General features: G+C 67.8%; 13 protein-coding genes and 1 pseudogene. 10 read left to right on the forward strand and 4 right to left on the reverse strand.

All coding sequences use genetic code 11. The features are described from left to right. Positions 1-13: 13 nt before the first annotated feature. Together ACO0LU_RS13345 and ACO0LU_RS13350 are read left to right on the forward strand one after the other, a co-directional pair. Entirely contained in the window at positions 14-661 is a 648-nt protein-coding gene (locus ACO0LU_RS13345) for a maleylpyruvate isomerase family mycothiol-dependent enzyme (protein ID WP_424791834.1), read from the forward strand. A gap of 34 nt (positions 662-695) precedes the next feature. Further along, positions 696-986, forward strand: coding sequence for a DUF1905 domain-containing protein (locus ACO0LU_RS13350; protein ID WP_424791835.1), 291 nt, complete (start codon positions 696-698; stop codon positions 984-986). A gap of 101 nt (positions 987-1,087) precedes the next feature. Here ACO0LU_RS13350 and ACO0LU_RS13355 read toward each other — a convergent pair. Beyond that, positions 1,088-1,247 (reverse strand): annotated as a pseudogene (locus ACO0LU_RS13355) (SulP family inorganic anion transporter); the annotation flags it as partial. Between the two features lie 8 nt (positions 1,248-1,255). Beyond that, positions 1,256-2,452, reverse strand: coding sequence for an MFS transporter (locus tag ACO0LU_RS13360; RefSeq protein ID WP_424791836.1), 1,197 nt, complete (start codon positions 2,450-2,452; stop codon positions 1,256-1,258). Positions 2,453-2,735: 283 nt separating this feature from the next. Here ACO0LU_RS13360 and tig point away from each other — a divergent pair, with 283 nt between their 5' ends. From tig to ACO0LU_RS13385, 5 genes are all read left to right on the forward strand, one after another. Next, a complete protein-coding gene (gene tig / locus ACO0LU_RS13365) occupies positions 2,736-4,187 on the forward strand; it encodes a trigger factor (RefSeq protein WP_424791837.1) in 1,452 nt (483 codons plus the stop codon). Positions 4,188-4,317: 130 nt separating this feature from the next. Continuing rightward, positions 4,318-4,908: an ATP-dependent Clp protease proteolytic subunit gene (locus tag ACO0LU_RS13370; RefSeq protein ID WP_424788527.1), complete on the forward strand. Its 591-nt coding sequence runs from the start codon at positions 4,318-4,320 to the stop codon at positions 4,906-4,908. 30 nt (positions 4,909-4,938) lie between these two features. Next, positions 4,939-5,616 carry an ATP-dependent Clp protease proteolytic subunit gene (locus ACO0LU_RS13375; RefSeq protein ID WP_424791838.1) on the forward strand — a complete coding sequence of 226 codons (678 nt, stop codon included), beginning with the start codon at positions 4,939-4,941 and terminating at the stop codon, positions 5,614-5,616. A gap of 333 nt (positions 5,617-5,949) precedes the next feature. Further along, positions 5,950-7,224, forward strand: coding sequence for an ATP-dependent Clp protease ATP-binding subunit ClpX (clpX, locus tag ACO0LU_RS13380; protein WP_424791839.1), 1,275 nt, complete (start codon positions 5,950-5,952; stop codon positions 7,222-7,224). A 226-nt stretch (positions 7,225-7,450) separates the two neighbouring features. After that, the gene (locus tag ACO0LU_RS13385; RefSeq protein ID WP_424791840.1) at positions 7,451-8,674 is read left to right on the forward strand and encodes a Vms1/Ankzf1 family peptidyl-tRNA hydrolase; all 1,224 of its coding nucleotides are present in this window, start codon (positions 7,451-7,453) and stop codon (positions 8,672-8,674) included. Here ACO0LU_RS13385 and ACO0LU_RS13390 read toward each other — a convergent pair. Beyond that, positions 8,664-9,743, reverse strand: coding sequence for a C45 family autoproteolytic acyltransferase/hydolase (locus tag ACO0LU_RS13390; RefSeq protein WP_424791841.1), 1,080 nt, complete (start codon positions 9,741-9,743; stop codon positions 8,664-8,666). The genes ACO0LU_RS13385 and ACO0LU_RS13390 overlap by 11 nt on opposite strands. Before the next feature lie 64 nt (positions 9,744-9,807). Here ACO0LU_RS13390 and ACO0LU_RS13395 point away from each other — a divergent pair, with 64 nt between their 5' ends. Genes ACO0LU_RS13395 through ACO0LU_RS13405 form a run of 3 tightly spaced genes read left to right on the forward strand, consistent with a single transcriptional unit; the run spans position 9,808 to position 11,905 of the window. Continuing rightward, positions 9,808-10,122: a chorismate mutase gene (locus tag ACO0LU_RS13395; RefSeq protein WP_424788465.1), complete on the forward strand. Its 315-nt coding sequence runs from the start codon at positions 9,808-9,810 to the stop codon at positions 10,120-10,122. 48 nt (positions 10,123-10,170) lie between these two features. Further along, positions 10,171-11,196, forward strand: coding sequence for a glucose-6-phosphate dehydrogenase (coenzyme-F420) (fgd, locus tag ACO0LU_RS13400; protein ID WP_424791842.1), 1,026 nt, complete (start codon positions 10,171-10,173; stop codon positions 11,194-11,196). A gap of 46 nt (positions 11,197-11,242) precedes the next feature. Continuing rightward, positions 11,243-11,905 (forward strand): DsbA family oxidoreductase, encoded by a 663-nt coding sequence (locus ACO0LU_RS13405; protein ID WP_424791843.1) that lies wholly within the window; start codon positions 11,243-11,245, stop codon positions 11,903-11,905. 224 nt (positions 11,906-12,129) lie between these two features. On the opposite strand, the gene ACO0LU_RS13410 is transcribed toward ACO0LU_RS13405, so the two are convergent. After that, complete coding sequence (locus ACO0LU_RS13410; protein ID WP_424791844.1) at positions 12,130-13,131, reverse strand: IS481 family transposase; 1,002 nt, start codon at positions 13,129-13,131, stop codon at positions 12,130-12,132. Positions 13,132-13,230 lie beyond the last annotated feature (99 nt).

Genomic DNA, 13,230 nt, shown 5'->3' on the forward strand with positions numbered 1-13,230 from the left:
GGGAGCGAACACCATGGGCAGAAAGGACGACGTGCTGTGGACGCTGATGCGGGCCGAGCGGGCGGCGCTGGCGCAGGACCTGTCGACCCTCAGTGCGGACCAGTGGCGACACGACACCTTGTGCGGGCGGTGGGACGTCGAGCAGGTCGTCGCGCATCTCACGGCGGCGGCAAGCCTGAACCAGTGGCAGTGGCTCCGGAGCATGTGTGGCGCACGCTTCCGTCCCGAGGTCCACAACCAGCGGCGGCTCGCCGAGTACCGCGGCGACACTCCCGCCGCAACGCTCGACCGGTTCCGTGCCGTGATCGGTAGCACCAGGGCACCGTCCGGCCACACCGCGGCCTACCTCGGTGAGGTGGTCGTGCACGGCCAGGACGTCCGCTGGCCGTTGGGGCTGCCCAGGAAGCCCAGCATCGAGGCGCTGACGCCCGTGGCCGACTTCTTCGCCCGACGGGACTTCGCCGTCGCCAGCCACACGCAGGCGGCCGGTCTGCACCTGCGGGCGGACGATGGGCCGTTCGCCACTGGCTCCGGGCCGCTGGTCTCCGGTTCTACCCTCGCCTTGGTGATGAGCATGGCCGGTCGCGCACCGTACCTCGACCAACTCCACGGGCCAGGTGTGCCGATCCTGCAGGCACGCCTGGACGGCGCCACAGCCTGAACCACCGTCGCAGGACTCACCACGAAAGGGCGCCATGACCGATTTCCCGCAGAACCTCGACCACACCTTCACCGCTCCGATCGGCGTCGACGTCAAAGGGGAAATCTGGTCATGCGTCGAGATGCCGGGCTCAGCGGAGTTCTTCGGGACCAAGAAGAGCGTGCGGGTAGACGCCACCGTGGACGATATCCCGATGCCCGACGTCGGACTGATGGTCACCGGTCGTGGCGGGCACATGCTCTCACTCAGCGCCGCGACGCGTAAGCGGCTCGGCAAGAGCCTGGGCGACGTCGTCGTCGTTCACCTGCAACGCCGCCTCCGCTGAGTTCAAGCCTGACCGTTCAGGTATCCCGCCAGGCGGGTCGACCACGCCGTACACGCGGGTGTTCTCATCCGGGCGGCCCAGTTCGACCACGTGGGTCAGGTGGCCACCCGATTGACGAACATGACGGCTGCGACCACGACACCGGCGAGCACCCCGTAGGCGAGGTTCCCGGTGACCACCGTGATCCACCACGGTGGTGACCATGACCGCGGTCTCGCTCTTGGGCATCCGGCGCTGCGTGCGCAGTCGCACCGAGTGCCAACAGGGCGCTACGGCCGGGGTCTGCGGGCTATCTGCGCCACCAGCGCCAGCACCGAGGCGGCCGTCACGACGGTGATAGCCAGGGGGAGCGAGCTGGCCGAGCTCATCGCGCCGATCGCCGGGCTCAGGCCGATCGCGGTCACGCGAATGGACAGGGCGATCCAGGTGACCCCGCTATGCGGGCGAAGACCCGGAACCTGATCGGCGCGGGCGAACGCCAACGGGATGGTGATGGCGCTGCTCAACCCGGCCAGTGCCAGCCCGGCGACCGTCAGGGTTGCCGACGGCACCCAGGCCAGCAGCAGCAGGCCGGCGATCATGCCGATCAGGCTGGTCATCAGCGCGGTGTGCTCCCCGACCCGGTCCACGAACCTGTCTCCGAGAATCCGTCCGATGAACTGGGCGATGAGCAGCGCGCTCAGCCCGATCCCGGCGGAACCAAGCGCCACTCCTCGTTCGGTGGCCAGGAGTACGGCAGACCAGTTGTTGCCCACGTCCTCCACCGACACCCCGGCCAGCGCCAGCAGCCCCAGGGGCAACAGCAGCCGGAGCGAGAACCAGTTCGGACGCCGCGACGCCCGCGCCGGTGCGTCACCTGATCCTTCGCCTCTACCCGTACCGGCACCGCCTGCGGTGCTGCGATCCGGGAGGAACGCCCGGCCGGCTAGCGTCATCGCGGCCACGCAGGCCAGCCCCCAGCCACCAAGGTGAACCGGCAACGGCACCGCTGCGGTGGCCGCGAGGGTGCCGACCACGCCGCCGGCTGCCGCACCCACGCTCCACCCGGCGTGCATCGAGTTCAGCACCGAGGAGCCCCGAGCGGCCTGCACGGCCAGGCCCTGGGCGTTCTGGGCCACGTCCACGATGGCATCTGCCCACCCGGCCAGGGCCAGCCCGGCCAGCACCAGCCAGACGTTGCCCGCACTCACCCCGAGGGTGGCCAGGAACAGGCCGGCGGCGACCCAGGCGGTGCCGGCGGTCGTGGTGGCCCGCGTGCCGATCCGGCGCAGCACGATCCCGGGCAGGTTCAATGCCGCCGCGGCGCCGACGGCGTATCCGGCCACGAGCAGCCCGAAGGTGGCATCGGAAAGGGCGAGCAGATCCTTGACCTCGGCGTACCGGGCCAGCAGCGTCGCCGGGAGTGCGCCGTTGGTGGCGAAGGCGATGGTGACCGCGACCCGGGCGCGGCGGACTTCGGCGGACACGCTCGGCAGCCTTGCATCAGCGCCTCGCGCGGCCAAATCGTCACCCGGCCGAGTTGAAGGGGCCCGGTCTGCTGTGAGACGTGCTACCCGGCCACGCGGGCACTGGTAGTGGGCGGGTAGGATGGATCCGCTGCGCGTGTCGGTGAGCCCTGCCATGCCCAGGTTTCTGTGCCGTCCCGCTGTCTTGACACGGGTGGCGTCAGGACCGAGAGCGGGCCCACGGCGGGTGCAGGCCACCGACGCCGGCCCTGAAGACCCCAAGTGAGACATGGAGCCAATCAAAGTGAAGAGCGCAGTCGAGAACCTCGACCAGACCCGCGTGAAGCTGACCGTGGAGGTCCCGCTCACCGACCTGCAACCCAGCCTGGACCGAGCGTACAAGGAGGTCGCCCAGCAGGTCAGCATCCCCGGCTTCCGCAAGGGCAAGGTGCCCCCGCGCATCATCGACCAGCGCGTCGGTAAGGCTGTGGTGATGGAGCAGGCGGTGAACGAGGCGCTGCCGGGGCTCTACCGCGACGCGGTGGTGGAGGCCGGGATCAAGCCGATCGGCCAGCCCTCCGTAGAGGTCACCGGACTGCCCGGGGTCGCTGAGTCCGAGGACCTGGTCTTCACCGCCGAAGTGGATGTGCGCCCGGAGATCACCCTGCCGGACCTGTCCGAGATCACCCTCACCGTCGACGACGTGGAGGTCACCGATGAGGACGTGGAGACCGAACTGACCACCCTGCGCGAGCGGTACGCCACTCTGGTCGGTGTGGAGCGGCCGGCTGCGGACGGGGACTTCGTCACGCTGGATCTGACCGCCACCATCGAGGAGGAGGAGATCGACTCGGTCTCCGGTGTCTCCTACCAGATCGGCGCCGGCAACATGCTCGAGGGACTCGACGAGGCGCTGACCGGGCTCTCCGCCGGGGAGACCACCACGTTCTCCTCCGCCCTGGTGGGCGGGGACCATGCCGGTGAGGACGCCGAGGTCACCGTGACCGCCAGCGTGATCAAGGAGCAGGAGCTGCCCGAGGTCGATGACGACTTCGCTCAGATGGCTTCCGAGCACGACACCGTCGATGAGCTCAAGGAGTCGCTGCGCACCCAGGCCGCCGACGCCAAGCGCAACGAGCAAGCGATCCAGGCCCGCGACAAACTGATCGAGCACCTGCAGGAGGCCGCCGACTTCCCGATCCCCACCGGTGTGGTGGAGGACGAGGTCACCCGACACCTGGCCGCCGAGGGTCGCGAGGACGACGCCGAGCACGGCGAGGAAGTGCGGGGGGAGACCACCGAGGGGCTGCGCCGGCAGTTGCTGCTGGATGTCCTGGCTGAGCAGGTCGACGTCAAGATCGGTCAGAACGAGGTGCTGGAGTTCATGCTGAACACCGCCCGTCAGTACCAGATGGATCCCAACGAACTCATCAAGAACGCCTCCGAGAATGGGCAGATGCCCTCCTTCATCGCCGAGGTCACCCGGAACAAGTCGGTCGCCACCGCGCTGCGGCAGGTCAAGGTGGTGGACTCCACCGGAGCCGAGGTGGACCTGACCGACTACATCGGTTCCGATGAGGAGGACGCCCAGATGGAGGCCGAGGCGCAAGCCGCGGCTGCCCAGGCCGCCGCAGGCCCGGCCACCGAGTTGGTGGACGTGGACCTGGACGAGGGCGACGACGACGCGGCCGCCGAGGCGGTCGAGGGCACCGACGCCGGGGACCAGGCCGAGGAAGCCGAACCGAGCAAGGACTGATCCGCCCGTCGGCTGCTGCGCCGACAGCGAAACCGACCCGCCGCCGGCATGGCTTTGCCGGCGGCGGCGTTAGTGTCAACAGCAGGAGTTTTCCAGCCCGTCGACGATCAGGAGAAGGTACGTGAGCGAGATGCCCAAGGCTGCCTCGGCCGATTCCAAGAACTTCGCCCTTGGTGACCACATCTACAGCCGTCTCATGTCCGAGCGCATCATCTGGCTCGGTTCGGACGTGCGTGATGACAACGCCAACCAGATCTCTGCGCAGATGATGCTGCTCGCCGCAGAGGACCCGGACAAGGACATCTGGCTGTACATCAACTCACCCGGTGGTTCGATCACCGCCGGCATGGCCATCTACGACACCATGCAGTTCATCAAGCCCGACGTGGCCACCGTGGCCATGGGTATGGCGGCCTCGATGGGTCAGTTCCTGCTGTCCTCGGGAACTCCGGGGAAGCGGTTCGCCACCCCGCACGCACGGGTGATGATGCACCAGCCCTCCGGTGGGATCGGTGGCACGGCCACCGACATCAAGATCCACGCCGAATTGATCCTGCACATGAAGAAGGTCATGGCGGAGTTGATCGCCGAGCAGACCGGCAAGAGCGTTGAGCAGATCAACCGCGACTCCGACCGGGACCGCTGGTTCACCGCCGCAGAGGCCCTGGAGTACGGCTTCATCGACGAGGTGGTCTCCTCCGCCAAGTCCGTCGGCAACTGATCAGTCCACCCAAGACCAGGAGATGCACACGTGAACATCCCCCACATCCAGGGCTTCGGTGGCCGGGCCGCCAGCCCCTCTTCCCGCTATGTGCTGCCCCAGTTCGAGGAGCGCACCGCCTACGGCTTCAAGCGCCAGGACCCCTACACCAAACTGTTCGAGGATCGAATCATCTTCCTCGGGGTGCAGGTCGATGACGCCTCGGCCGACGACGTGATGGCCCAGTTGCTGGTCCTGGAGGCCCAGGACCCGGACAGCGACATCATCATCTACATCAACTCACCCGGTGGTTCCTTCACCGCGATGACGGCGATCTACGACACTATGCAGTACATCAAGCCGCAGGTGCAGACGGTGGTGCTGGGCCAGGCCGCCTCCGCCGCCGCGGTGCTGCTGGCTGCCGGGACGCCGGGTAAGCGGCTGGCGTTGCCGAACGCTCGCGTGCTCATCCACCAGCCTGCGATGGAAGGTGGCTACGCCCAGGCTTCCGACATCGAGATCCATGCGAACGAGATGCTGCGTATGCGCGAGTGGCTCGAGGCGACCCTGGCCAAGCACTCCAGCACGCCCCAGGACCAGATCACCCAGGACATCGAGCGGGACAAGATCCTCTCCGCCGCCGAGGCGTTGGATTACGGTCTGGTCGACCAGGTGCTGGAGAGCCGCAAGGCCCCGTTGCCGGAACTGGGCCCCGGCGACGACGCCTGACCGGGTCTGTTCCCACCGTCTCCTTCCGGTCCCGTCCGACCGCCGAGCGCCCCGCCCGCGACTGCCGCCGGCGGGGCGCTGCGCGTCGGCGTCCCGCGCCCTCCTCCGCTGCCGTTCCGGGCGCCGGCCAGCGGAGTCGGCGGGGGCCATGGACGCACCAGACACGCGCTGAGCCTGCGCCCGCCCATCCCGACCGCGCCGTAGAGTGCAAGAGGCGCTTCCCCCTTCGTGCACACAGCGCGATGTGGGAGGGGCGGCTTAGTATTGATCGAGAGCACGATCCGCAGCACCCGCTGGTGCGGACCCAAACTCCACGTCAGGAAGGTGGCACCCATGGCACGAGTCGGAGAGGGCGCTGACCTGCTCAAGTGCTCCTTCTGTGGGAAGAGCCAGAAGCAGGTGGTCAAACTGATCGCCGGCCCCGGTGTCTACATCTGCGATGAGTGCATCGAGTTGTGCAACGAGATCATCGAGGAGGAACTGGCCGAAGCCGGTGAACTCGGTCTGGTGGACCTGCCCAAGCCCAAGGAGATCTACACCTTCCTGGAGGAGTACATCGTGGGCCAGGACAGTGCCAAGAAGGCACTGGCGGTGGCGGTCTACAACCACTACAAGCGCGTCCAATCCGGTGAGGCCCCCGGCGGCGCCGACGACGACGGTGTGGAGTTGAGCAAGTCCAACATCCTCATGGTCGGCCCCACCGGGTGCGGAAAGACCGAACTGGCTCGCACGCTGGCGAAGATGCTGAACGTGCCGTTCGCGATCGCCGACGCCACCGCCCTCACCGAGGCCGGGTACGTAGGCGAGGACGTGGAGAACATCCTTCTCAAACTGATCCAGGCCGCCGACTTCGATGTGAAGAAGGCCGAGACCGGAATCATCTACATCGACGAGATCGACAAGATCGCCCGCAAGTCCGAGAACCCCTCCATCACCCGGGACGTCTCCGGTGAGGGCGTGCAACAGGCGCTGCTGAAGATCCTGGAGGGCACCCAGGCTTCGGTGCCGCCGCAGGGTGGTCGCAAGCACCCGCACCAGGAGTTCCTGACCATCGACACCACCAACGTGCTGTTCATCGTGGCCGGGGCCTTCGCCGGACTGGACGACATCATCTCCTCCCGGGCGGGTAAGCGCGGGATCGGTTTCGGCTCCCCGCTCAAGAGCGCCGACACCATGGGGATGATCGAGGACGTCATGCCCGAGGACCTGCTCAAGTACGGGTTGATCCCGGAGTTCATCGGGCGCCTGCCGGTGGTGGCCACCGTGAGTCCTCTCGACGTGGCGGCACTGAAACAGATCATCACCGAACCGCGCAACGCCCTGGTGAAGCAGTACAAGCGAATCTTCGAACTCGACGGCGTGGAACTGGAGTTCACCGACGATGCCATCGAGGCGGTGGCCGAACAGGCCGAGTTGCGTGGCACCGGTGCTCGGGCGCTGCGCTCGATCATGGAGGAAGTGCTCCAGCCGGTGATGTTCGACATCCCCTCCCGGGAGGACATCGCCCGGGTGGTGATCACCCGTGAGGTGGTGCTGGAGAACGTCAACCCGACCCTTGTCCCGCGGGACCGGGACACCAAGGAAGAACCCCGCGAGAAGAGCGCCTGACCGTAGGCCCTACTCGCGGCTCGGTCCCGCTCGGCAGGGCGGTGCGGCCCAGTGCGGGCCCATCGGTGTTCACCGGAGCAGCCCGCCCCCGGTCCGCGCGGTGCCGTACCGCCGGACTGGCGCGACCACGTACGCTGATCGAAGACCGGCGGCCTCTCGAGTCGCGAGCCGGCGCAGCCGTTGTTTGACTGGCATCGGACCTATCCCGAGACGCAGGAGGTTACCGATGCGACTGCAACTTCCGGAGCTGCCCACCGATACCGCCGTGGTGACCGTGGTGTTCGACGCCACCCGCACCGGACCGAAGGCGCAGGAGGAGATGGACGCCCGCTGGCGCTCGCTGTCCTCGCAGTTGTCCGAGCAGGGTGCGAGTGCGGAGTTGCTGGAGGTCCTGGCCGAGCGAGTCCGGGAGAACACCGGCGCCTCCGGGACCCATGGGCGCATCTTGGTCGCCACCGCCGAGGGCGTGCAGATCGACCGCCTGCTCTCCGAGCCGCCCGCAACGGACTCAGCGGTACTGGGCCGCGGTGTGGATGTGCTCTCGCTGGCGTGGCAGGCCGATGACACTGTGCGGGCGGTCCTGGTGGAGGTGGACCGGTCCGGTGCCGACCTGAGCACGCTGGACACCTCCACGGCTGCGGACCGCTCCGCCGAGCGCACCGTTACCGGGGACCAGGACGAGTTGACCAAGAACCGCGAAGGCGGCCTGGCACATCGCCGCATCCACTCCCGCGCGGAGGACTCCTTCGAGCGCAATGCCACGCAGATCGCGGAGGAGATCGAACGCTACGTGCGCAGCGAACAGCCCGAACTGGTGCTGCTGACCGGTGAACTCCGGATGGTGGCGCTCCTGCGTGAGGCCGCCACCGAACAGGTCGCTGAAATGACGCACGTGCTCGAATCCGGTTCCAGAGCAGACGGGGTGCACCAGGGCGCATTCACCGAGGAGATCGCCGGAGTCTTCCACCAGTACCGGATGCGGCGTCGGGAGCAGGTCCTGGAGCGCTTCAAGGAACAGGCAGGCCGAGACGGTGCCGCCGTGGCCGGTGTGGACGACGTGCTTGATGCGCTGCGCCGAGGCCAGGTCGAGGAGGTCCTGCTGGCCGAGACGGTGCTGCACGCCGATTCGGCGCTGCGCACCACCACGGCGTGGATCGGGCCCGAGGCGGTCCAGGCCGGGATGAGTCAGGAGGAGGTTCGCGGACTCGGCGCGGACCAACCCCAGCAAGTCAGCGCCTCGGTGGCCCTGGGCCGGCTGGTCGCGGCCACCGATGCCGGTATCACCCTGGTGGATGAGGCCGCCCTGGACGTGCCTGATGACGTCGCAGCCCTGCTGCGTTGGGACGATGACTCCACTCCTGGCCAGTCGACCTACACGATGAGCCGGGACGCCGGGACGACCAGCGGCTCGCGGGATGGCGCCGGGGTCCACAGTGGCCTCACACGGTGATGGTTTGCCAGGTGTCGGGCTGAACGTCGCGGGGGCCGCCGCTGTGGATACCCAGGGCTGGGGTGACCAGATCCAGGGCGATCGTCGCCTTGGTCACGCTGTCCTCATGTTCGGGCACCCCCGGGGTGCGGCGCACACAGATGGCCACCTCCGGCGCGCGGTGCAGTGCCGCGATCCGCTGTAACGGATCGGTGATCGAGAGTGCTTGCGACTGCCCGTCCAAGTACTCCAGCCGGCGCCCGGAGGTGCTCGCGGGTGCAGCGGGCTGCGCTCCGGACGCCAACTCGGGGTCGAGGAAGTGGTTGGTGTGGTTCAAGGCCACACCCTCGCGCCCCTCGATCACCCCGACTCCCACCGGTGTCGCCTCCACACAGGCCGTCCGCAGGTGCCCGCTGCGGGACGCGATGGTGAACACGCTGGAGGCGCCGAAGGTCAACGAGCGGGCTACCTCGATGGCCTCGGAGACGGTGGTCGCGACCTCCAGGATGTGCCGTGCCGCCACGTGCACCGGGGTCCCGCTCCGGGACCCGTCGCTGCGGTGGCGCAGGATGTTGAAATGTAATCCCAGGCCGTGACTGTTCACTCCGATCTTGCCGACCTGCCCGAACTCGGCGAAGGTCACCACCTGGGAACTCGCCTCGGCGGTGGGAAAGGCCGACACCAGCGATTCCGTCGCCAGACCCGGCCGCCAGTCCCATGTCTGCATGGTGTGCGGGATACCGCCTGCGGGCCAGAACGCGGTGGCCGAGCACTCCTGCGCAGGTGGGGCCAGGGCCAGGATCTCGGTGCGCGCGTTGAGCATCATGACCTGCCAGGCCGGCAGGTCGGCACCGGCGGCGATCTGCTCGATCTCCTCCGACAGATCCGGCATGCCGGCCCGGATACGCTCACCCGCCGACTCACTGACCCGGCGGACCGTGTCGGCATCGATACCGACGGTCCTGAAGTGCTGCTGGTACTCGGCCACCGCAGCGCGGATCTGCCTCGACCATGTGCTTCCGTACTCCAGGCCGCGCTCGGCCGGGTTGCTGGTCGCGGTGCGGTGGGTGTGGATCGTCATCGCCGTCATGACACCTGACTCTGCCATGTCCGCCGGTGCGACCGAGAGGGGTCGGTGCGCATACGATGAGACGATGAGTTCCTCACCTGACGGCGGAGCCGGCATTCCGTCCGAACTCCTCAGCCTGCGGGGCAGCATCGACAACATCGACGCCGCACTGGTGCACCTGCTCGCCGAACGGTTCAAGTGCACCCAGAGCGTGGGCCGGCTCAAGGCCGAGCTGGGACTGCCGCCCTCGGATCCGGCGCGGGAGGAACGGCAGATCGCCCGCTTGCGCGCGCTCGCCGAGGATGCCGGGCTGGACCCGGTGTTCGCCGAGAAGTTCCTCAATTTCATCGTGGCCGAGGTGATCCGCCACCACGAGGACATCGCCGGTGCGCGGCCCTGACCGACCGGTTACCCGCACCCGCACACTCCCGACCCGAAGGACCCAGTGATGCTGCCCCTGAAACTCGGTTACAAGGCTTCTGCCGAACAATTCGATCCGCGCGAGTTGGTGGAGATCGCCGTCGCCGCCGAGGGACACGGCATGGAGTCGGTGTTCGTCTCCGACCACTTCCAGCCCTGGCGCCATGAGGGTGGGCACGCGCCGGCCTCGCTGGCCTGGATGGCCGCGGTGGGGGAGCGGACCTCCTCGGTGCAGATCGGCACCTCGGTGATGACCCCGACGTTCCGGTACAACCCTGCCGTGATCGCCCAGTCATTCGCCACGATGGGGTGCCTCTACCCGGGCCGGGTGATCCTGGGAGTGGGGACCGGCGAGGCGCTGAACGAGATCGCCACCGGGTGGGACGGTCCGGGGGACCAGCACTGGCCCGAGTTCAAGGAACGATTCGCCCGGCTGCGCGAGGCGGTCCGGTTGATGCGCGAGTTGTGGACCGGGGAGCGAGTGAGTTTCGACGGGGACTACTACTCCACCCACGACGCCAGCATCTACGACGTACCCGAGGGCGGCGTGCCGGTCTATATCGCCGCGGGCGGACCGATGGTGGCCCGCTACGGGGGGCGGGCCGGGGAAGGGTTCATCTGCACCTCCGGCAAGGGTGCCGACCTCTACACGGAGAAGTTGCTGCCCGCTGTCGACGAAGGGGCAGCCAAGGCGGGGCGTGAGGCGGAGGGTATCGACCGGATGATCGAGATCAAGATCTCCTACGACACCGACCACGACGCCGCGCTGGAGAACTGCCGGTTCTGGTCACCGTTGTCGCTGAGTGCGGAGCAGAAGCACTCCATCAACGATCCGATCGAGATGGAGCGGGCAGCCGACGCACTGCCGATCGAGCAGATCGCGGAGCGCTGGATCGTGGCCTCCGACCCCGACGAGGCGGCGAGCAAGGTGCTGGAGTACCACCGGATGGGCTTCAACCACCTGGTCTTCCATGCTCCGGGGCACGACCAACGCCGGTTCCTGGAACTGTTCGAACGGGACCTGGCCCCGCGCCTGCGTGCCGCGACCGACTGACGCCGAACCGGGGAATGGAACCTGGCGGCAGGGGGTTACCTCACGTGTGAGTACTCCGATCGCTGTGAACATCTGGTCCGACATCGCCTGCCCGTGGTGCTACATCGGTAAGCGCACGTTCGAGGAGGGACTGGGCGCCTTCGACGGCGCCGCCGAGGTCGAGATCACCTACCACTCCTTCGAACTCGCCCCCGATACCCCGGTGGACTTCGAGGGCAGCGAGGTCGACTTCCTCGCCTCGCACAAGGGTATGGACGCCACCCAGGTCGAGCAGATGCTCCGGCAGGTCACCGCCATCGCGGCCGACGTCGGCCTGGACTACGACTTCGACTCGGTCAAGCACACCAAGACGCTGCTCGCCCACCAGGCCCTGCACTACGCCAAGGCTCACGGCCGGCAACTGGACCTGGTCGAGCGGTTGTTCGCCGCCTACTTCGAGCAGGGCCGGCACCTGGGCCGTGCCGACGAGTTGGCCGATCTCGGCGCCGACGTCGGCCTGGACCGTAAGGGAATGCTCGCGGCCCTGGAGGCGGGCAGCCATGCCGAAGACGTGGACGCCGACATCGCCCAGGCTCGCGGCTACGGCATCCAGGGAGTGCCGTTCTTCGTCATTGACGGACGCTACGGCATCTCGGGAGCACAGAAGCCCGAGGTCTTCACCCGGGCGCTGGAGCAGGTACGCTCCGAGCGTGCCGGAGCCTCGGCATGACCGGAACCGGGCGCGACCATCAGGCCTCCTCGCCAACCGCCGGCCCCGCTTCCCGCCCCGCCGTCGACGGCCCTTCCCTACTCCCCGGACTGATCGCCGTGGGGGATCCCGGGGCCGGGGTTTGCGTCGACGGAACCTGCACCGTGCCCGAGCCGGTGACCGACACCGTCCACCAGGGCCAGGGACGGGGTGCCCGGTAGCAGATTCTGCAGCCGGGCAGCTCGCTAGATGTACTTCCCCGTTAGGTTGTGAACGCGGTCTGCTGGGGTGAGGCCTTCGATAGCGGTGTGGGCTCGATGATGATTGTAGTCGTGGAGGAATGCCTCGTAGGAGGCTTCACGTTCGGTCTCACTGGAGTAGGGCCTGGCGTAGGCCCACTCGACTATCAGGGTCCGATTGAACCTCTCGGCTTTCCCGTTCGTCTGCGGGCGGCGGGGTTTGGTGCGCTTGTGCTTGACCTGCGGGCCCAGCGCGTGCTTGAAGTCCCCGGACCGGTAGCAGGAACCGTTGTCGGTCATCACTGCCGCCACGGTCACGCCGATCCCGTCGAAGAAGGCGTTGGCGCGGTTCCAGAACGCGGCGGCGGTGTGTTTCTTCTCGTCATCGAGGATTTCGGAGTAGACCAGGCGGGAGTGGTCATCGACGGCGTGGTGCAGGTACCGGTACCCGCGTGAGGGCGACGCGCCAGCTCTGGCTGCCTTGTCGCGTGTTGAACCGGCGCGCCGATCCTGTGATGAACCGCGGCCGTGAGCCCGCCAGCCGCCGCCGTCGGGAATCCGGCCCAGTTTCTTGACGTCGACGTGGACCAACTGGCCGGGCCGATCAACTTCGTACCGGTGAGGCTGGGGCCGGCGCACCGGCAGGCCGGTAGCTTGATCGATGCACTCCAGCCTGGGCATTCGGTACCGGGCCAGCACCCGACCCACAGTCGAGCGGGCAATCCCCAGGTGGTAGCCGATGCGGTGCGGGCCCCACCGCTTGTTGAATCGCAGGGAGATGATGCGCCGCTCGGCGCGCAGCGGCAGCCGGGACGGGCACCGATGCGGGCGGCTGGATCGGTCTTCGAATCCGGCCCCTCTTCGGTGGCGGGCCACCCACCGGGACACGGTAGCCGGTGAGACCTGGAACCGTTCGCCAACCCGGCGCTGGGACCAGCCGGCCTCAACGACCAGGGCAACCATCCGGGCTCTACCTTCAGGTGTCAGGGGTGCATTACGGTGAGTCACGGAGACCTCCGAACGTTCGATGAAATGGTTGGTACACCCATCGATATCGGAGGTCTCCTTCTAACTCACGGACCGATCACAACGTGTCGAGGAAGTACA

Origin of the sequence: Pseudactinotalea sp. Z1748 (assembly GCF_049725185.1) — a bacterium.
Lineage (GTDB): Bacteria > Actinomycetota > Actinomycetes > Actinomycetales > Beutenbergiaceae > CALKWS01.